23 protein-coding genes are annotated in these 18,610 nt (G+C 54.6%); 13 read left to right on the top strand and 10 right to left on the bottom strand.

What is annotated here, in order from left to right; all coding sequences use genetic code 11:
- The first annotated feature begins 21 nt into the window (after positions 1-21).
- The 12 genes from IPM31_04940 to IPM31_04995 all read left to right on the top strand — a co-directional run bounded on the left by IPM31_04940 (position 22) and on the right by IPM31_04995 (position 10,300).
- Positions 22-1,212 (top strand): amidohydrolase, encoded by a 1,191-nt coding sequence (locus IPM31_04940; GenBank protein MBK9006321.1) that lies wholly within the window; start codon positions 22-24, stop codon positions 1,210-1,212.
- 70 nt (positions 1,213-1,282) lie between these two features.
- A complete protein-coding gene (locus tag IPM31_04945) occupies positions 1,283-2,302 on the top strand; it encodes a hypothetical protein (GenBank protein ID MBK9006322.1) in 1,020 nt (339 codons plus the stop codon).
- Position 2,303: 1 nt separating this feature from the next.
- Positions 2,304-3,491 (top strand): hypothetical protein, encoded by a 1,188-nt coding sequence (locus tag IPM31_04950; GenBank protein ID MBK9006323.1) that lies wholly within the window; start codon positions 2,304-2,306, stop codon positions 3,489-3,491.
- A 13-nt stretch (positions 3,492-3,504) separates the two neighbouring features.
- Positions 3,505-4,200 (top strand): response regulator transcription factor, encoded by a 696-nt coding sequence (locus tag IPM31_04955; protein ID MBK9006324.1) that lies wholly within the window; start codon positions 3,505-3,507, stop codon positions 4,198-4,200.
- A gap of 247 nt (positions 4,201-4,447) precedes the next feature.
- A complete protein-coding gene (locus tag IPM31_04960) occupies positions 4,448-4,738 on the top strand; it encodes a hypothetical protein (protein MBK9006325.1) in 291 nt (96 codons plus the stop codon).
- Positions 4,738-6,054: a CpaF family protein gene (locus IPM31_04965; GenBank protein MBK9006326.1), complete on the top strand. Its 1,317-nt coding sequence runs from the start codon at positions 4,738-4,740 to the stop codon at positions 6,052-6,054. Before IPM31_04960 ends, IPM31_04965 begins: the two co-directional genes overlap by 1 nt.
- A 47-nt stretch (positions 6,055-6,101) precedes the next feature.
- A complete protein-coding gene (locus IPM31_04970; GenBank protein MBK9006327.1) occupies positions 6,102-6,779 on the top strand; it encodes a transcriptional regulator in 678 nt (225 codons plus the stop codon).
- Positions 6,780-6,784: 5 nt separating this feature from the next.
- Positions 6,785-7,315: a hypothetical protein gene (locus tag IPM31_04975; protein MBK9006328.1), complete on the top strand. Its 531-nt coding sequence runs from the start codon at positions 6,785-6,787 to the stop codon at positions 7,313-7,315.
- 57 nt (positions 7,316-7,372) lie between these two features.
- The gene (locus IPM31_04980) at positions 7,373-8,254 is read left to right on the top strand and encodes a GNAT family N-acetyltransferase (GenBank protein MBK9006329.1); all 882 of its coding nucleotides are present in this window, start codon (positions 7,373-7,375) and stop codon (positions 8,252-8,254) included.
- A complete protein-coding gene (locus tag IPM31_04985) occupies positions 8,230-8,850 on the top strand; it encodes a hypothetical protein (GenBank protein MBK9006330.1) in 621 nt (206 codons plus the stop codon). Before IPM31_04980 ends, IPM31_04985 begins: the two co-directional genes overlap by 25 nt.
- The gene (locus IPM31_04990) at positions 8,843-9,448 is read left to right on the top strand and encodes a hypothetical protein (protein ID MBK9006331.1); all 606 of its coding nucleotides are present in this window, start codon (positions 8,843-8,845) and stop codon (positions 9,446-9,448) included. Before IPM31_04985 ends, IPM31_04990 begins: the two co-directional genes overlap by 8 nt.
- An 81-nt stretch (positions 9,449-9,529) precedes the next feature.
- Positions 9,530-10,300 carry a thioredoxin domain-containing protein gene (locus IPM31_04995; protein MBK9006332.1) on the top strand — a complete coding sequence of 257 codons (771 nt, stop codon included), beginning with the start codon at positions 9,530-9,532 and terminating at the stop codon, positions 10,298-10,300.
- Between the two features lie 281 nt (positions 10,301-10,581).
- Here the strand turns inward: IPM31_04995 and IPM31_05000 are convergent, their stop codons facing one another.
- Together IPM31_05000 and IPM31_05005 are read right to left on the bottom strand one after the other, a co-directional pair.
- Positions 10,582-11,337 (bottom strand): rhomboid family intramembrane serine protease, encoded by a 756-nt coding sequence (locus IPM31_05000; GenBank protein ID MBK9006333.1) that lies wholly within the window; start codon positions 11,335-11,337, stop codon positions 10,582-10,584.
- Positions 11,334-11,948: a guanylate kinase gene (locus IPM31_05005; protein ID MBK9006334.1), complete on the bottom strand. Its 615-nt coding sequence runs from the start codon at positions 11,946-11,948 to the stop codon at positions 11,334-11,336. The genes IPM31_05000 and IPM31_05005 overlap by 4 nt, the downstream gene beginning before the upstream one ends.
- A gap of 159 nt (positions 11,949-12,107) precedes the next feature.
- Here IPM31_05005 and IPM31_05010 point away from each other — a divergent pair, with 159 nt between their 5' ends.
- Complete coding sequence (locus IPM31_05010; protein ID MBK9006335.1) at positions 12,108-12,485, top strand: zinc ribbon domain-containing protein; 378 nt, start codon at positions 12,108-12,110, stop codon at positions 12,483-12,485.
- Between the two features lie 88 nt (positions 12,486-12,573).
- Here IPM31_05010 and IPM31_05015 read toward each other — a convergent pair whose 3' ends face one another.
- The 8 genes from IPM31_05015 to IPM31_05050 all read right to left on the bottom strand — a co-directional run bounded on the left by IPM31_05015 (position 12,574) and on the right by IPM31_05050 (position 18,435).
- The gene (locus IPM31_05015) at positions 12,574-13,293 is read right to left on the bottom strand and encodes a hypothetical protein (protein ID MBK9006336.1); all 720 of its coding nucleotides are present in this window, start codon (positions 13,291-13,293) and stop codon (positions 12,574-12,576) included.
- 50 nt (positions 13,294-13,343) lie between these two features.
- Positions 13,344-13,847: a ClbS/DfsB family four-helix bundle protein gene (locus tag IPM31_05020; GenBank protein MBK9006337.1), complete on the bottom strand. Its 504-nt coding sequence runs from the start codon at positions 13,845-13,847 to the stop codon at positions 13,344-13,346.
- 12 nt (positions 13,848-13,859) lie between these two features.
- A complete protein-coding gene (locus IPM31_05025; protein ID MBK9006338.1) occupies positions 13,860-14,546 on the bottom strand; it encodes a Type 1 glutamine amidotransferase-like domain-containing protein in 687 nt (228 codons plus the stop codon).
- Between the two features lie 114 nt (positions 14,547-14,660).
- Positions 14,661-14,939, bottom strand: a complete 279-nt coding sequence (locus IPM31_05030) for a DUF2442 domain-containing protein (GenBank protein ID MBK9006339.1) — start codon at positions 14,937-14,939, stop codon at positions 14,661-14,663.
- Positions 14,940-14,949: 10 nt separating this feature from the next.
- Entirely contained in the window at positions 14,950-15,210 is a 261-nt protein-coding gene (locus IPM31_05035; GenBank protein ID MBK9006340.1) for a DUF4160 domain-containing protein, read from the bottom strand.
- A gap of 42 nt (positions 15,211-15,252) precedes the next feature.
- A complete protein-coding gene (locus IPM31_05040) occupies positions 15,253-15,969 on the bottom strand; it encodes a dTMP kinase (protein MBK9006341.1) in 717 nt (238 codons plus the stop codon).
- 87 nt (positions 15,970-16,056) lie between these two features.
- Positions 16,057-16,788 (bottom strand): hypothetical protein, encoded by a 732-nt coding sequence (locus IPM31_05045; protein ID MBK9006342.1) that lies wholly within the window; start codon positions 16,786-16,788, stop codon positions 16,057-16,059.
- 72 nt (positions 16,789-16,860) lie between these two features.
- The gene (locus tag IPM31_05050) at positions 16,861-18,435 is read right to left on the bottom strand and encodes an AAA family ATPase (protein MBK9006343.1); all 1,575 of its coding nucleotides are present in this window, start codon (positions 18,433-18,435) and stop codon (positions 16,861-16,863) included.
- Positions 18,436-18,610: the final 175 nt, after the last annotated feature.

Consider the following 18,610-nt stretch of genomic DNA (forward strand, 5'->3'; position numbering starts at 1 on the left):
GCCATCGCGCCGAATAACCCGGTGTATCTCACAGTCAAATCGCTTCACGCCGCGTGGGTCAACACAAAAGCCATGCAACTGGCAAATATCACCGCGTCGACACCTGACCCGCACAACGGACAAATCCAACGCGATGCAAGCGGCAACGCGACCGGCATCCTGCTTGAAACCGCGATGGGACTTGTTGGAAAAGTCATTCCCGAACCGACGATCCAAGAAATTACAGATGCCATCGAAAAGGCGCAACACAATTTATGGAGGATGGGACTCACCGGCGTCCACGATTTTGACCGCCGCGAATCGTTCATGGCATTGCAAACGCTTCACGCGGAAAAGAAATTGAAACTGCGCGTGTTGAAAAATCTGCCCGTCGAACTGCTCGACGAAATTCACGCCATCGGTCTGCGTGGCGGATTCGGCGATGATATGCTCCGCATTGGCAACGTCAAAGTATTCATGGACGGCGCGCTCGGTCCGCACACGGCGGCGATGTTCCAGCCATACAGCGGCGAAGAATCCAATCGCGGCATCCTCAACATGGACGGCGAAGAACTCTTCGAGCATGGGCGCAAAGCCGCGCAAGTTGGGCTGGGTCTCACGGTCCACGCCATCGGCGACCGCGCCAATCACGAAGCGCTGAACGCGTACGAGCAACTCCGCAACTATGAAAAAGAAAATCATCTGCCCGCACATCGTCATCGCATCGAACACGTGCAGGTGATCCATCCCGACGACGCGCCGCGCCTCGGCAAACTCAACGTGATCGCATCCATGCAACCGATCCACGCGACCTCCGACATGCTGATGGCGGATCAATTCTGGGGCGAGCGGGCGAGACTTGCCTACGCTTGGAAAACCCAACTCGACTTCGGCGCGACGCTCGCGCTGGGGTCCGACGCGCCGGTCGAATCGCCGAATCCGTTTTGGGGATTGCGCGCCGCTGTCACCCGCCGTCGCGCCGACGGTTCTCCCTCTGTGGAGGGCTGGTACCCGGAACAAAAATTGTCCACGCCTCAGGCGTTCGCGGGCTACACCCTCGGCGCCGCCTACGCCGCCCACATGGAAGACCGCCTCGGCAAACTTGCGCCCGGCTTCCTCGCCGATCTCATCGTCCTCGACATAGACCCGTTTACTTGCAATCCAACTGAACTGCTCGCGCTGGAATCCTCGGCTACAATGGTCGGCGGAGAATGGGTATACTCTTCGTTGTAAGTGAAGGTTTCAAGTTTCACGTTTCATGCTTTAAAACCTGGAACCTGGTACTTGAAACATGGAACCTATCATGGCAGACCAACCTCAACTCACGCCCGAAATGCTTGTGCCTCGCATGGGAGAATATTTGATTCAAAAGGGACTCATCACCCCTGAAAACCTGCAACGCGCGCTCGATTATCAACAGGAAGAAGTGGCAAAGGGGAACCGCCCCATCTTGGGCGAGGCGCTCGTGGCGTTGAATTTGGTCGAGCGCTCGCAACTCGATCAGGCGGTGACGGAACAGATCATCCAACTGCGCTCCGCTCTGCAAGCCGCCAACCGCACACTCGAGCGCCGCGTGGAAGAACGCACCGCCGAACTGCAAAACGCGCTGGCGCGGGTTTCGGAACTGAGTCAGTTGAAATCGAATTTTGTTTCGAACATTTCACACGAACTGCGCACGCCGCTCACGCACATCAAAGGATATCTCGAATTACTCGTCAGCGAATCGCTTGGCAAAATCAGCGAGGAGCAGCGTCACGCTTTGCAGGTCAGCCAAAATTCGGCAGGCAGGCTTGAAACGCTGATCGAAGACCTCATCATGGTCTCGCTTGCCTCGCGCGGCGAAATGAGTATCAGTCTTGGCGTTGTGGATATCCACCGTGTGGCGAGTTTGGTGGTGAAATCGGCCGCGGAAAAAGCCGAAAAACGCGGCGTTACCCTGAATTCGATGATCGACGACAATGCGCCTGCCGTGCAAGCCGATTCGCAAAAGATCGCCTGGGTGTTGAATCACTTGATCGATAACGGGATCAAGTTCACCCCGTCGGGTGGACGCGTGATCGTGAGCGTCAAGCGCGAAGGCGAGAACCTGGTTGTCGTCTCCGTCACCGATACGGGCATTGGGATTCCGACAGAACGGCAAAAGGATATCTTCGAGCCATTTCATCAGTTGGATGGTTCCTCCACGCGGCACCACGGCGGCACCGGGCTGGGTCTTTCGCTCGTGCGCGAGATCATTGAAGCGCATGGCTCGATGATCGAAGTCCAGTCCCTCGAGGGGCGCGGTTCATCGTTCCGATTCCCCCTGCTGGCGGTTGTAAAATAAAATGGATCGTCCAACCCTGGACTTTCTGAACGAACTCATCCGCATCGCCGCATTGGCGGGTAATTCGCGCGGCACCATCGAAAAATTTCTGGCTTCTTTACGGTCGCAATTTGTGTTCGACAACGTGGCGGTCTACCTCTTCGACGAACGGACCGCTTCGCTCGAAATTATGTATGCGCGCGCCATCGGACGCGCTCGCAACGCCGAAGCGGACGCGGCATGGGGTGAAACCTTCGCCAACCAGGTATTCGCGCAGAAAGAAACGCTCAAGCAAGATCCGAAACCGGACGCCCCCACCAACAACCGTTTAGATCAGGCTTACATGCTCGGCATACCCATCGGCGCGGATGGGTTCCGGAAGGGCGCGCTGGTCTTTGTGCGCTTTGGCGGCCCCGTCTACGTAGACGAGCACATTCAAATCGCATCCGCCGCCGCCGACCTGTTGACTATATTATTCGAGCGCGCCGAATGGCGCGATACGAACAGCGAACTGCGCGAGTTGAAACGTCAGATGCAACTGCAGGATGATTTCGTCAGCACCATCTCGCACGAACTGCGCACGCCGCTGGGCTTCATCAAAGGTTACAGCACCAGCCTGCTCCGGCAGGATACGAACTGGGATGCGGAAACCCAAAAGGAATTTCTCACCATCATCGACGAGGAGGCTGATCGCCTCTCCTTGTTGATCGAAAATGTGCTCGAATCGGCGCGGTTGCAAAGCAAGACTCTTCCTCTCCGCTTTCAGCCTATGCGGCTCGACGCCGTTCTGCGCGATGTGGTCATGCGCATCCGCTCGCGCTACAAAGACCTGCAAGTGAATATGGATGTGGCGCTTGTGCCTCCCATTCAAGGCGACGGCGTGCGTATCGCGCAGGTATTCGAGAACCTGTTCACCAACGCCATCAAGTATGCGGCCGGCGCGCCCATTACCATTTCACTCTCGTTCAATAACGATACCGCTACGGTGCTCTTCAAGGATGGCGGGCCCGGCATCCCGCCCGAATCGCTTCCGCTCATCTTCGAGCGTTTTTTCCGCGCGCGCAGTGAGAAGACCGTGACCGGTTCCGGACTTGGACTTTACATTTGCAAGCAGATTATTCAAGCACATCGTGGTAAGATTTGGGCAGAATCTGCCCCCGGCGAGGGCGCCACGTTCTTCATCCAACTACCCATCAACCCGGCGAATTGACAGGAGGTCTGTAATGGCAAAACGAATTTTGATCGTAGACGACGAGCCTCGATATTTGCGCCTGCTGGAGGCAAACCTGAGAACGGAAGGCTACGAAGTCGTCACAGCCCAGGATGGACTGCAAGCGGTCAGCGTTTTTTCAGACCAGCCGGTGGATCTTGTGTTGATGGATGTGATGATGCCCAAGCTAGACGGTTTCGGCGCCACACAGCGCATCCGCGAATTCTCCAGCGTTCCCATCATCATTCTGACCGCCAAAGGCGATGAACAAGACCGCGTGCGCGGGCTTGATCTCGGCGCCGACGATTACCTCGTCAAACCATTTTCCGCCACCGAATTGCTGGCTCGCGTGCGCGCGGTGTTACGGCGCGCCCAGCCGCCCAGCGAGGCTGGACAGTCCCGCTTCTTTACGCATGACAACTTGAAGATCGATTTTGCCCGCGCCGAAGTATGGAGGGGCGAATCGCCCGTTTCACTTTCCGCCACAGAATACCGGCTCCTCCTTCAATTTGCCCATCATGTGGGCAAGATCATGACCTCGGAAGAATTGCTGACCAGTGTGTGGGGACCCGAATACCGCTCTGATAAAGAAATCCTCTGGGTGAGCATCGCCCGCTTGAGGCAAAAACTCGAGGATGACGCGCACAGCCCCAAACATATCGTGACGCGTTCCGGGCTTGGGTATCTGATGCCTCCCATCGAGGAATAACCCATTTTCTTGCCTCTTGTTCATCAGCCATAAAGACAAAGAGCATCTCTCAAAAGTTACCGAATCGAACATGGCTTTCGCAAAAGATTTACTAACAAGATAGTTAACTCCCGGCAAAGAAGGTGCAAGGCGCGTTCCCGCATACTTCGGCTACACTTTGAGGCGCAGGTTTTGCGCCCACCCTACAGCGACAACCAGCAGGTTGTCGCTGTTTATTCTCGAAAGAGAAAATAACCAGCGAGGGAACATGCTTACACAATACGATGAAAAAGGAAAGATCTTTACCGAGGTCGTTACGAAAATTCCTGTTCGCGCGACCATCCAAACCGTCAAGCACCAGATCCGAGGCATGGTTCATGTCCGGCGCGAGGAACGCATCAAGGATGAACTCAACCGCGGCGAGGGCTTCATCGCGCTCACCGATGCGACTGTGCTCAACGAAGATGGAACCGTCATGTACAAAACGCCTTTCCTGGCGGTGAAACGCGAACATATCATTTGGGTGCTTCCCGAACCTGTCGAAGAGGGAGAGGCATAATGGCAACGCCCATCGCGACAAACTTTACGCAACTTACCTCCTCCGACCTGCTCAAGTTCAAACGCTATCTGGTCGATGCGGTCAGCCGTTCGTTGGAAGGCGAATCGCTGATGGACAGCAATCGCGCAGAATTCATTTCTTCGCGGTTAAGCGAGGCATATGTTCAAACCAGAGTGAACCTGCCCAAAGACCTGCGCGCGCAAATCTTCAACGATATCATCGACGAACTGAGCGGATTGGGACCGATCCAGCCGCTGCTCGACGACCCGGATATCAGCGAGGTCATGGTCAACGGACCGAAAAAAGTGTTCGTGGAAAAGAACGGCAAATTAGCCAAAAGCCCGGTGGCGTTCGACGATGACAATCACGTTCTGCGGATCATCGACCGCATTGTCCTGCCGTTGGGCCGCCGCGTAGACGCAGACAGCCCTACTGTGGATGCCCGCCTGCCGGACGGTTCGCGCGTCAATGCCGTCATTCCACCGGTTGCCATCGACGGACCCTCCATCACCATCCGCAAATTCAAAAAAGACAAACTCACCATCCAACAATTGATCAATTTTGAGTCGCTCACGTCGCATATGGCAGAATTCATCCGCGCCTGTGTTGTCGCGCGGCTCAATGTGGTCATCTCCGGCGGCACAGGCTCCGGTAAGACCACGCTCCTCAATGTGCTTTCCAGTTACATCCCGGAAGGGGAGCGCATCATCACCATCGAAGACGCGGCGGAACTGCAACTCCAGCAGGATCACGTCATGCGCATGGAAACGAAAACAGCCGACACCGACGGCAAAGGCGCGGTTACCATCCGCGACCTTGTGCGCAATTCGCTCCGCATGAGGCCCGACCGCATTGTGGTGGGCGAAGTGCGCGCGGGAGAGGCGCTGGATATGTTGCAAGCCATGAACACAGGTCACGACGGCTCGCTGACCACCGTCCACGCCAATTCGCCGCGCGACGCGATCTCGCGCATCGAAACGCTCGTGTTGATGGCTGGCATGGACCTGCCGCTGAAAGTGGTGCGCCAGCAGATCTCCTCGGCAGTGGATCTGATCATTCAACAAACGCGTTTGAAAGACGGAGCGCGCAAAGTGACCGCGATCACCGAAGTGGTTGGCATGGAAGGCGATACTGTCGTGCTGACCGATATTTTCAAGTTCGAACAAACCGGCATGGGACCCGATAATAAAATCATCGGCGAGCTCAAACCCACCGGCATTCGTCCGATCTTTTCCCCGCGCCTCGAGGTGGCTGGCTTCAAACTCGGCGCCGAAATCTTCATGCCCGGTACTCCCGGGCGAAACCAACGGCGGTAAATCGGCGCATACCTCTGCTATAATCGTGGCAGTACAGTTGAGGAGCCATGGATAGCAAAACCCAGATCACGATTCGTACGAAAAAAATCGGCGTGTTGATGCGCGACGCGCGGCTTGCCGCGCGCCGCTCGATTCCGGAATGCGCGCAAGCCATCGGCGTAAAAGCCGGCGCGTTCCGCGCGTATGAAGACGGGCGAAAATCGCCTTCTTTACCGGAACTGGAAGCGCTCGTTTTCTTTTTGGATTTGCCCATCCATCACTTTTGGGGGAAGGAGATTCGTTCGGAAGTTGCGGCTCCGCACGAAAAGATCGATCTTTCCAAACTTCTGGCTGTTCGCCAGCGGAAAATTGGCGCGCTCCTCCGGCAGGAACGAAACAACACTTCCATATCCATTCGAACGCTTGCGCAAGAAACGGGGATCTCCAGCGCGCGCATCAAAGCCTACGAGTTGGGCGAACGCCCCATCCCGTTGCCCGAACTCGAAGTATTACTCCAAGCCCTGCATGGGCGGGTCGAATCGTTCTTCGACCGCAGTGGACCCATCGGGCAATGGATGATGAACGAGGAGGCGATCCAGACCTTCCTCGAACTCCCGGAAGAACTGCGCCAGTTCGTCTCCATGCCGGTCAACCGCCCGTACATCGAACTGGCGATGAAACTCAGCAACATGTCGCGCGATAAATTGCGTTCGGTTGCCGAGGATATTCTCGATATCACCCTCTAAACACTGTGAACGACATTACTGCTTCCTCATTAAACGAACAGGGAAAGAAAGAATACGAAAAGGGGGCTTACCTCGCCGCGGCAAAATTGTTTGCCCAAGCCGCGCAGGCGTACGAAAGCGCGAACGATCGGCTCAATGCGGCGGAGGCGAAGAATAATCAAAGCGTGGCGCTCCTACAGGGGGGCAAAGCCAACGATGCGCTGAAAGCGACTGAGGGCACGGAAGAAATTTTCGCCGATGCCGGCGATTTAAAACGACAGGGCATCGCCATCGCCAACCGCGCCGCGGCGTTGGAAGGACTCAAACAGTGGCAGGAAGCGCTGACGGAATATGACCGCGCCTCCGCGCTATTCGAACAGGCGGGCGAAGGCGATATGCACTCGATCGCGCGAAAAGCATCGGCGAACATTCACCTGAAATTCGGGCATGTGCACAGCACGCAAATGGATGTGTACGATTCACTGCGGCTGGTCGAAAACCCCACCTTTGCCCAACGGATCATGCGCTTCCTCCAAAGAACTGGGTTTATCAAGTAACGAAAACACGCGCAACGACAAGACATTTGGAATGTTTTCGCATCGCAAAGGATGTCCGTGATCAACACTCTCGTGCGCCCAGCGGATTCAAACGACCACAGACAACTCTCCAACCTGATCTTTCACGAGACTCGCCTGCACCGTCACCTGGATTGGCGTTCGCCCCTCGATTGGCTGGGAGGTCCGTTTTATTGGGCGCTCGACGACAGAGGTAGGATCGACGCCGCGCTGGCTTGCCCGCCGGAAGCGCCCGGCGCGCATTGGATCCGTTTTTTTGCGCATAACGGCAGTTGGAGCGCCGATAACGCCTGGTCGTTATTGTGGCATGAGGCGCGCAAGACCGTGGCGCACACCGGCGGAGGCGCTGTCGCCGCCATCGTCATGCAACCCTGGTTCGAACAACTCCTCGCCCACAGCGGATTCGAAACGCGTCAGGGGATTGTGATGCTCGAGTGGGCGTATCAGCCGTGGGCGCGGAAAGAAGCGGCGGGGGTTCAAATCCGAAAGATGACCGAGGCTGACTTGCCTTGCATTGAAAAAATAGACCTCTCCGCATTCGGAGTGTTATGGCATAACCCGATCGACACCTTACGCGCCGCTTTTTCCAAGGCGTTGTTCGCCTCGATTGCCGAGGGCGATCGGGGGATCATTGGGTATCAGATCACTACAGGAGAAAGGCAACGCGCGCATCTCGCGCGTTTGGCAGTGACTCCCGCCGCGCAGGGACACGGCATCGGCAGGTTTCTGGTCGGCGATCTGTTGACGAGGCTCCTCGATCATGGGATCGGCAAACTCAGCGTGAACACGCAAAGCGACAACGGTTCGTCGCTGGCGTTGTATAAAAAACTGGGCTTCACCCGCACGGGCGAGCAATATCCGGTGTATGTGTTCGATGTGAACTCGATGGAGGCATCATGGCAGAACGAATCGATTCGATGATCGTCAACGCGCTGGTGAGGCAGGCGCTCGCCTCGGCGCAGGAGGTGATGGGCGAGAATGGGTTGAACGCGGTGCTGCGCTCGAGCGGGTTGGAACGTTTCATCGGCAATTTTCCACCGGATAATTTAGAGCCAGCCATTCAAGCATCGCAGTACGCAAAACTCAATGAAGCCATCGAGCAATTCTATGGGCGCGGCGGGCGCGGTATGTTACGGCGCATCGGCAAGGCGTCGTTTCAATATGCGGTGCGCGAGCAAGCCGCGTTGCTGGGTCTCGCCGGTGTGGCGTTGAAATTACTCCCGGAAAAACAACGGATCAAATTTATTTTGAACAGCATGGCTAGCGCGCTCAGAAAGAGCAACCCGCAGGTAGACGCCTCGCTGGACGACAGCGGCGGGCGAATTGCATATACGGAATCTACCTGCGCGATCTGCCAGGGGCGTCATAGCGAGGCGCCAATCTGTCACCTTTACGCCGGTTCCATTGGCGAAGCCGTGCAGTGGGCAACGGGCAAAGAGTTTGAGATCGTCGAAACTCATTGTTGCGCAAAAGGCGACCCGTATTGCCGGTTCGAAGTGGGAGCGGCTCGTGAGTGAATTGAAATTTTCAAACCGTATTCTGCGGCGTTTTACAGAAACTGTGGCGCTCGAATTAGGCGCGGATCAGTTCCGCGTGATGGTGACGCTGGCAAAACTGCCCGTCGAGTGGACGAAGCCAGATACGTTCAACAAGATGAGCGGGGTCGAATCGGCGCGGGCGTACGCGCAACTCCAAGCGGCGATGCGCTCTCACTTCGGACGCGGCGCGCGCGGCGTGTTGTTGCGAGTCGGCGCGCGCTTGTGGAATCACCTGCTGGAAGATGCCGCGCTCGGCGGAAAAGCCCAGGCGGCGGTGATCAAGCGGCTTCCGTTGGCGGCGCGTCGTAAACAGACGTTGGAACTGCTCGCCAAATTCATCGCCGGCGCGTCGGGCGATATGACGGTTCACAGCCTCGACCTCGACTTGCTCCTCGTGGACCATGCCTCTCCCGCCGCGGATGGGCAACGCGAGGCGGCGCCTATTTGCTTTATTACACAAGGGTTGATCCGCGAGAGTTTATATTGGGCAACCGGCGCAAGTTACGATATAGAAGAGAGCGCCTGCAAGGCGCAGGGACATCGCGCGTGCGAATTCAAGATCGCCGCCGGTAAATAAGCGTCTACTCACCTGTTCCTAGACAAATCCCGGCGCACATGGGAAAATCTGCGCCGAAATCATATTCCTCAAGGAGTTTTCATGAACGCCGATAAGAAAAGCAAACGCCAACTGCGACGCGAGCAAATGAACAAACAAAGCGCGCGCAACCGCCTGGTCGTTGGCGGCATCATCACCCTCATCGCGGCATTTTTTCTCTATGCCATTCTTAGGCCCATCCTGGCGCCGATTGCGGATGTGGTAGCCGTTGAATCCCATGAACGTTACATGGCAGACGGTAATTCCATGGGCGACCCGAATGCAAAGATCCAAATCACCGAATATTCCGATTTCCAATGCCCGTTCTGCAAACGTCATTATTTGGAAGTGGAACCGCTTCTCGAACAATATTACATTGATACCGGCAAGGTGTTTTTCACCTATCGTTCGGCGGGGAACTTTGTCAGCCAGGGTGGCGGCGGAGGCAATACCGAATCGGAGGACGCCGCGGAAGCCGCCTACTGCGCCGCCGACCAGGGCAAGTTCTGGCAAATGCACGACGCGTTGTTCCAAAATAACCGCGATGTGGAAAACCAGGGGTCGTTCTTCCCGCGCCGGCTTTCGGAGATCGCCGCTGTGGCTGGGCTGGATGTCAATCAATATCAAGAATGTTTCGACAGCGGACAATACAAGGACCGCGTCCGGCAAGATCAGACTGACGCCACCGCGGCAGGTTTGCAGGGCACGCCATATTTCGTGGTCACGTACACCGTCAACGGTGAGACAAAATCCAGCGTGGTGAACGGCGCTCAACCGTTCAGTGAATTTCAGGTCACTCTGGAAGCCATACTCAACGAGATCGGCGCGCAGTAAAGTAGATCACAAAAAGACACGAGGAAACTCTCGTGTCTTTTTGATTCTTAATCTAGCCAGCCTACCTGTAGATCGTTGCTAAGATTTCCCCACCCGGTTGTTTGTACCGCCGACCCCATTCAGACCTCCCGGCTTAGAGAGCGTTTCTTGAGTCTTTTTCGGACACGGATAACACAGATTTCACGGAGAAAACCATTTCAAAATCCGTGGTTGACCGTGTCATCCGTCAAACTTGTACTGCGACTGAAAGGAGTGTCGAAGTATCCGTGTACTTAAGAAAATTACCGAAGAAGCCCCCATACCGCCAACGCGCCGAAGATGACCGTGGTCACGATCGCGCCGGTGAACACACTGCGCGACTCGCGTTGGTCTACCAATTGCAGCATGGGCGGAATCCCTTCCACATCCCATAACGGACCGGCGAACGAGGCGAACATCACGCCGCCAAAGAGTCCGCCAATGTGGCCCCAATTGTCGATGCTGGGGGCGAGACCCATAAATAAATTGACAAAAATGATAAAGATCACATTGCCGATCGCGCTTCGGAATTGATGCGAGAATATTTTTCGATTCTGGATAAGAAACACCAACTCTGCGCCGATCAACCCGAAGATCGCGGTAGACGCGCCGACCGACACCCCGGTTGTGAAAAGGAACGACATCACATTCCCCGCAAACGCGCCGAGCACATACAGCAGAAAGAAGCGCCCATGTCCGAAGGCGCGTTCCAGCCCGACGCCGAAGATGAACAGGGCATACATGTTAAAGCCGATGTGCGCGAACCCTCCGTGCACGAGCGCAGGCGTGAACAACCGCCAGAGTTGACCATCGCGGATCAAGTCGTTGGATTTTGCCAACATGCCGACGGGGAAATCGAAGTTCAGAAAAGCCTGACTCGCCAGTTGGAGCAAGTACACGAACACCGTCACGCCGATCAGGGCATACGTGACATACGGCGCGGACTGGGGCAGGGCGATGCGAACCATTTGGGGAGCGGGAGCAGGTTCAATGGGACGAAGAGGCGTTTCCTGATTCACAATGTCACCTTTCGGGGTTTGACGCGATGGTGTTCCGCGTCGATGATGGCGCGGATGGTATCCACCGTTTTGTCCAGTTGAAAATCACGGTTGACGATCACGTAATCGAACGCTTCCAGACGATTGAGTTCTTTGCGCGCCGTGGCAATGCGAATGGCGAGCGAATCGGCGGTTTCAGTCTTGCGCGTTTCGAGGCGATGGACAAGCTCATCTTCATTCTGCGTGGTGATAAAGATCATCAACGCTTCGGGCGCCATTTTGCGCACCGTTTCCGCGCCCTGCACATCAAGCCGCATGATGACATCCTTACCGCTGGCAAGCGCCTCGCGCACCTGCTGTTTTGGGATGCCCTTGTAATCGCCATAAACGATGGCATGTTCAATCAACTCATCCTCGGTGATCATGCGCGCGAACTCATCGTTCGACACGAACAGATAGTCGCGCCCGTGCAATTCGCCGGTGCGTTTGTGTCTCGTGGTGGCAGTGACCACAAAATGAAACGGCAATCCGCGCTCTTGCATACGCTGCATCACCGTATCTTTGCCCGCGCCCGAGGGGCCCGAGATCACAATGAGGAGTGGTTGTGGAGATTGAAAATCGAATTCGGACATGGAGGAATTTTACCAGAGGGGCATCATCACCTTAGCCACAGAGCGCCCAGAGATTGTTGAGATTTCTTCTCTTTCTCTGCTGTCTCTGTGATCTCTGTGGCAAGGAAAAAATAATCGCATCTCCCCACACCTTTGGCTGATTCCGTATAAAATAGCGGCATGCCCACCTACGATTTTGTCTGCAACACCTGCAACCAACGCTTCGACGTGTTCATGTCGTTTGCCGAATACGGCAAAAAGCCGGTGACCTGCGCTCACTGCAACAGCAAAGACGTGCGCCGCCGCATGACGAAGGTCCGCATTGCGAAATCGGACGACAGCCGCATGGACTCGATGGCGGACGATTTCAGCGGATTCGAGGGGCTCGAAGACGACCCCAAAGCCATGGGGCGCATGATGCGAAAGATGGGAAAGGAAATGGGCGAAGACCTGCCCGCCGAATTTGACGAAGTGGTTGACAGGCTTGAATCAGGTCAAAGTCCCGAAGAGATCGAGAAGGCTGTCCCCGATCTCGGCGCGGGCGGTGATGACGAATAAGGAAAATCGTGGAGCGGGATTTTCATCCAGCAAATAAAAAATGACTGTCACTTTGAAAGTGACAGTCATTTTGTTTATTGACGATCTTTTATCCAACCGGAGCAGTCCCGCTACCGCCGCTTCCACCGCCACCGCCACCGCCACCGTCGCCGCCGCCGATAACCTTTCCGGCTTGCTCTGTAAGATTTTTGAGGTTTCGCACACGCCCCAGCATATCGTGCCAGAACGAACTGCCCGCGCTGGCGGCGAGACCCGTGGCGATTATCCCGCCGAAATGACCGATCGGCGTATCCAGGCTGGCAATCACATCATTCGGGAAAAGCACGCCAAGAAGTTGGAATGTGTTGATCTGCATAACGTACGCAATAATAACGCCGATCACCGCGGAAAGCACGCGCAGCCACGTGATGCGGCTCTTTTCCGTGCTGGCATATTTCTGCCGCAGGGTTGCAAGTTTCAAGGCGATGTCCTTTTGCACCGTGTCAACCTGAGCCTCCAGCCCCATTTCTGTGAGCGCTTTCACGGCATCCTCGCGCAGCGCGTCTACCGTCCTATCCAACTCTTGCAGATTCGTCTTGGTCTGTGAAGTGAAAGTCTGGATCGCGATCACCTTCTTGGCATCGTCAGAACCTTCCGGCAACCACTCCTGCACCGATTTCAACACATCATCGGGGCTGGCTTGCTTGCGCAACCCGCGAAACCACGTGAATGGCTCGAGCAATGTTTCCACGCTCACTGAGAGAACAAGCAGGATCGCGAAATACGCGCCCAGCACACCCAACACGATCGTAAAACCATCGAGACTCATGGCTAACTCCTCCTGTGCAAGATTTTCAACAGTATAGCACCAACTGCAAACTACAACATCTTCTCGATCGTCGCGCGGTGTTCCGCAAAATGTTCCGCCGAATCGCCCAACACCCACAACAGCAAAGGTCGTTTCTCAGGGTCGTCCGCGCGGCGAGGCTTCATCAACTCTTCGAACGGCAGGGTATCCAACTTCCTCGCCAACTCCGCATACACGCGCCGCAATTCATCCAACACGTCATCTAACGAACGGTTGCGGTTTCTTTCAAACAACACAGGGTTGATCACATCCATATCCCAGCCTCGCACCACCTCAGGCTCCACGCGCATAACTTCGTGCGCCGGACGTTTATCCATGTGATAACCCATCAGGATGTTCATCCACTCGGTCAGATGCGCCAGATTATCTTTCGGACTCCACCCGCCCGCGTCCGGCGTTGTCAATTTATTCGCCTTTTGGAGTTTTTCCACCACCTCCATGAGGGATTTCCACTCGCGCTCGATCTCAGACATCAATTCGGATTTATTACCGGGGATGAATTGCTCGTCGGTCATGCTCGCCTCTTTCTACGGGACGATTGATTCGCCCTCGTCAACTTTTATCTTCTCTTCATCTTTTCTCAACACCCACGCCCCGCCGCGGACAAGGGTCGTCTTCTTCCCATCCACTTTCACATACGCGCCGTCGCTGAGCATGATCACGGGATTGTCGTGAAATGAATGATACTCCGAAAGCCAGTCATCATGCATAGGAGATTGTCCATAGGCATCTGCATCGTAATGCGCAACAAAATTGAACAGTGAGGCGTTCAAACCATCGAAATGATCCGTCTCTACAGAGTTCATATCTTTGGATGTGAGGATGTTCGGTCCGCACACGATCATCCCCGCGCTGAATCCAACAACGGGCAACCCCGATTGAACTTTTTTACGAAGATACGGCATCAATCCGCTGATGTGCAGGCGATGATTCAACAAAAACGTGTTGCCGCCCGAAATGTAAACCACATGCGCCTTGCGGAGGATGGATTCCATCTTCGGCAGTTCCATCCGATCGGTATCAATCAACTCGACGCGCGCAAGTTTTTCAAATGAGCGGACAGTGTAATCCAGCCAGCGATTCACGTTCAACGAAGCCAGCGGCATGAACGCAATCGTCGGCTCATCTTTATCTTGCAAATGAGGCTTGCACGCATCAACCACCCAACGAATGTCGCGGTCGCCTGGCGTGGAGAGGAGATGAAGAGTGGGCATAGGAATACTTTAGCGTGTTGCCTTGAGCAATGGCGGAAAACTCCGCGCAGGTACATTCAATGACTTTTAAGTTTTTAGGTGTTGGAGGTTTTCCGTTGAGTCAACGGTCATGTATTACGAATTTACCGTTTCTTCCATCCATGCAGGTTTTAAATCGTAATACAAAACATCGGGGTCAATATCTGCGCCGTTGTCCCAACCGATTGTTCCCCCAACGACTTTGACAGCGCGAAACATCTCGGGGTTATTGCGAATCGGCTCGAAGATTTCGCCGCGCAGGAATTTTTCAAGGTCAATTTCTTTTTGAACTTCGTTTTGAAATATGACGCGAACCCGAAAATTTTCAAGGGGCTCGACCGATTTAACGCGAACCAGCGGACCAGGTGTATTCATCTTCTTACTCCTACTCTAATCCTTCGATCTTTTCCAAAGGTTTCTCCAATCGAGCACGCTCCCAATCATCTTTCAATTCTGCACGATGTTGGGAAGCCCATTCAATCACCAAAGCATGAGCGCGACGCGGAAGACCGCCGCGCGAAACATCCAGAGTTTCAATTTCATAGATCGCCTCATGTTCGCCGTATTCCGCATGAAAATGAGGCGGCATATGATCGTTGTAATACATATAAATCACGATCCCAAAGAACTCACTAACACGCGGCATGAAAATATTATACAGCAAGAACGAACAACGAAATCAGAATAATTACCATTCATTATTCTTCAACGATTTGGATGATTTACGCTGGATTCTACGAAGTTCATCCTTCTCCTGCTTGTTAAGGGGTGTCAGTGTACGATTAATCCCATCTATCTCCAACCTCCCCACGATCACCCTCCTCAACCCCTCCTGCACGGACTCCCACTTCTGCCCCGCATCCACCACCGCCCAGCGACTTGGCTCCGCTTTCACCATCTCTAAATACCCTGCGCGGACGCGTTGGTGGAATTCGACGGTGTACGCGTCCATGCGATTCCATTCGTCGTCTTTCTTCTTGCGTCTGAGTCCTTCTTCCACATCCACATCCAGCAACACCGTCAAATCAGGGACAAGTCCTCCCGTCGCGTACTTCACCAACCCGCGGACTTGCTCCAAGTCTTGTTGATGCCCGTAGCCTTGATAGGCAATCGTCGAATCGTAGTAGCGATCGGAGATGACAATTTCCCCGTCGGCGAGACGCGGTTTGATGACCTGCTCCACGATTTGGGCGCGCGCGGCTTGGTAGAGGAGAGTCTCGGCGCGCGGATGCATCTCCACGTTTTTCAGATCATGGATCACTTCCCGAATCTGCTCGCCAATGGACGTGCCGCCTGGCTCGCGCGTGGGGAATACGACATGTCCTTTCTCGCGGAGGTATTCCACGAGATACGGGATGTGCGAGGTCTTGCCTGAGCCTTCGGGTCCTTCGAGGGTGATGAACATGGGGGAGGTAGAGATTAGAGACTGGAGATTAGAGATTGGAAGAGCAATGTTGCACACGCTATAGACTTGTTTTCATTGATTAGATTTCTAATAAGTTATTTTAGGAATTTCCAATCCTATCAAAAAGATTTTTCCATTTGACTCAATAAAATTAGAATGGTTTACTACTTGCCAGATGAAACTTAATTTCTCGTCAGTGAGTTCTCCATTAGGTACAAATTCATAAAAATCTTCTAGTGCAAATCCAAACTTGTCTTCAGGCCACACATACTCAACAGTAATATTGTTGTAATTATACTCAGTCTCTTCAATTGGAAAAACATATAAGTAGCCAATTGTAGGGAGAAACTCCTTTGGTTTTACTCCAGCACCAGACTTAATGTAATCAACCAATTTCGATATTTCCTCATTCGTATCTAGCAACCCATCACGTTCTTTGCCACTAAGTCGAATACGCATGTAATCATATGAATTTCCGCCGCCACCACCAAACCAATTGAAATAGCCTGCATCAACAAACTTCTCAATTAACGTTTTCATCTCATTTGGTTGCAGGTAGCCTTCAAAGACTTTTCTTGTATCATCTTCATTGATTACCCAGACAATTCGCCCATCGCCCCAAATTCGAAAATCTGGGATATATCCGTATGGGATTTCTGTCGGACCTAATTCATAAGAAATAATGAGAGTATCAGGTGATGAGTCCCATATTGCTTTTGGGTGTTCGCTGTTGTATTTGACAAACAAAAAGAAAACACAACCCACAATTATCAAAACGCGCAACAAGAAAAATGGAAGATTTGATTTTGACTTTCCCATAGTTTTGAATATATTCAACTAACAACACAGGCACACAAGCCACGTATCTACCTGTTTCCTTGTCTACTTACATCACTCCCTAAAAATCCTCACATGCCTCCTCGGTTCTTTCCCGTAAGAGTGACTGACCAACTCAGCGCTGCGCGCCATTTCGTGTTGGAGGCGGCGGACGAGTGACGGACCTGGAGGCAAGTCTACCCAGCGTTCGCCGTTGAGGACGGCGGAGATGGCTTGTTGTGTTTCGTGGCGGATGTCTTCCATGTTGTCGCGGGTGGGCGCGGCGCTCAGGTTGTAGAGGTCGCTGAGGAACTGCTCCACTTGCGCCACGGTGTTGGCGCGCAGGACATAGATCGGCATCCCGCGTTGCTCGGCTTCCATCACGGTCTGCTGGCGGTTGCGATAATACGTCCGCAGGGTGACGAGCGCGTCGGCTTCGCTCACGTCGCGCACGACGACGGCTGGCACGCCGAGTCGCTTGGCGGCTTGTTGCAGTCGATTCTTCGCGACGCCATACGCGTACACGCGAACGGTTTGCAACGCGGCTCCAATAGCGGGAGTCGGCTGAGGCGTGGGTAAAGCCTCCGCTGTTGAAGCAGACCGAAGTCCGCGACGAGGCGTTTTCACATCCGCCTTAGGCTTTGCGGGCGGCGCAGATTTCTCGATCTGGATTTTTCCCTCGGCATCGCGCATCCGCACTTCGGGAGGCAGGGGCGCGTCGCGCAACAGCGAATCTACAGAAGACATGATGTCGGTGTGGACCGCAAAACGATCGCGATGCTGGATCTCGATCAGGACGTCGAACGTGGGCGGAGCGCGTCTTTCGAGGACCGTTTTCTGGGTGCCCCTTCGACGCGCTTCCTCGTCTGACAGCGTGACCGCTTCGATGCCGCCGACGAGATCGCTGAGCGTTGGGTTGAGGAGCAGATTGTCGAGCGTTTGACCGTGCGCCGTGCCGATGAGTTGCACGCCGCGTTCGGCGATGGTGCGCGCCGCGAGGGCTTCGAGCTCGCGCCCGATCTCGTCAATGACGATGACTTCGGGATTGTGATTCTCGACCGCTTCGATCATGACCTCGTGCTGGTGCGTCGGCACTTTGACTTGCATCCGCCGCGCCTTGCCCACTGCGGGATGAGGCACATCGCCGTCGCCGCCGATCTCGTTGGATGTGTCCACGATGATGACGCGTTTATTTTCAGCGAGGATGCGCGCCGACTCGCGAAGCAAAGTTGTTTTGCCAACGCCAGGTCGTCCGAGGATGAGCACAGACTTGCCCGTCTCGATGATGTCTTGAATGATGTCCACTGTGCCGTAGACGGCGCGACCCACGCGCAGAGTTAATCCCACCACTGCGCCGCGTCGGTTGCGGATGGCGGAGATGCGATGGAGAGTCCGCTCGATGCCTGCGCGGTTGTCCGCGTCGAAAGTGCCGATGCGCTCGACAACGTGGTCGAGTTCGGCGCGCGTCAGTTCGGCGCCCGAAAGCACGACTTCATTTTCGACAAAACGCGCGGAGGGAACGCGTCCGAGGTCGAGGATGATTTCGAGGAGCAGGTCGCTGTTGTTCGCCTCTTCGACCGAGTGACGGATGTTGGTGGGAAGCACGTCGAGGAGGGCGTCGAGGTCGTCGGTGATTTTGAGTTGGGTCATGGTGGTTTCAGGTGTCACGTTTCAGGTTTCAAGTTGTGAGGCGTGACGGAGGAGAATTGGGATGATTGGAGATTGGAGATTAGAGATTAGAGACTGGAGACTGGAGATTGGGTTAGAGAGGTTAACGGATTTTGGGGTGGGGAAGTTTCCTGTCTCGTTTGGCTATTATACGAGG

The organism is Candidatus Defluviilinea gracilis (genome assembly GCA_016716235.1).
Classification (GTDB): Bacteria; Chloroflexota; Anaerolineae; order Anaerolineales; family Villigracilaceae; genus Defluviilinea; species Defluviilinea gracilis.

Coding starts and splice junctions, on each gene's coding strand:
- IPM31_05010 (MBK9006335.1), top strand. CDS start 12,108: ATGCCCACCTACGATTTTGTCTGCAACACCTGCAACCAACGCTTCGAC.
- IPM31_05015 (MBK9006336.1), bottom strand. CDS start 13,293: ATGAGTCTCGATGGTTTTACGATCGTGTTGGGTGTGCTGGGCGCGTAT.
- IPM31_05035 (MBK9006340.1), bottom strand. CDS start 15,210: ATGCCGCGTGTTAGTGAGTTCTTTGGGATCGTGATTTATATGTATTAC.
- IPM31_04965 (MBK9006326.1), top strand. CDS start 4,738: ATGGCAACGCCCATCGCGACAAACTTTACGCAACTTACCTCCTCCGAC.
- IPM31_05045 (MBK9006342.1), bottom strand. CDS start 16,788: ATGGGAAAGTCAAAATCAAATCTTCCATTTTTCTTGTTGCGCGTTTTG.
- IPM31_05025 (MBK9006338.1), bottom strand. CDS start 14,546: ATGCCCACTCTTCATCTCCTCTCCACGCCAGGCGACCGCGACATTCGT.
- IPM31_05050 (MBK9006343.1), bottom strand. CDS start 18,435: ATGACCCAACTCAAAATCACCGACGACCTCGACGCCCTCCTCGACGTG.
- IPM31_04950 (MBK9006323.1), top strand. CDS start 2,304: ATGGATCGTCCAACCCTGGACTTTCTGAACGAACTCATCCGCATCGCC.
- IPM31_04960 (MBK9006325.1), top strand. CDS start 4,448: ATGCTTACACAATACGATGAAAAAGGAAAGATCTTTACCGAGGTCGTT.
- IPM31_04945 (MBK9006322.1), top strand. CDS start 1,283: ATGGCAGACCAACCTCAACTCACGCCCGAAATGCTTGTGCCTCGCATG.
- IPM31_04985 (MBK9006330.1), top strand. CDS start 8,230: ATGGCAGAACGAATCGATTCGATGATCGTCAACGCGCTGGTGAGGCAG.
- IPM31_05005 (MBK9006334.1), bottom strand. CDS start 11,948: ATGTCCGAATTCGATTTTCAATCTCCACAACCACTCCTCATTGTGATC.
- IPM31_04970 (MBK9006327.1), top strand. CDS start 6,102: ATGGATAGCAAAACCCAGATCACGATTCGTACGAAAAAAATCGGCGTG.
- IPM31_05030 (MBK9006339.1), bottom strand. CDS start 14,939: ATGAATACACCTGGTCCGCTGGTTCGCGTTAAATCGGTCGAGCCCCTT.
- IPM31_05020 (MBK9006337.1), bottom strand. CDS start 13,847: ATGACCGACGAGCAATTCATCCCCGGTAATAAATCCGAATTGATGTCT.
- IPM31_04955 (MBK9006324.1), top strand. CDS start 3,505: ATGGCAAAACGAATTTTGATCGTAGACGACGAGCCTCGATATTTGCGC.
- IPM31_04995 (MBK9006332.1), top strand. CDS start 9,530: ATGAACGCCGATAAGAAAAGCAAACGCCAACTGCGACGCGAGCAAATG.
- IPM31_05040 (MBK9006341.1), bottom strand. CDS start 15,969: ATGTTCATCACCCTCGAAGGACCCGAAGGCTCAGGCAAGACCTCGCAC.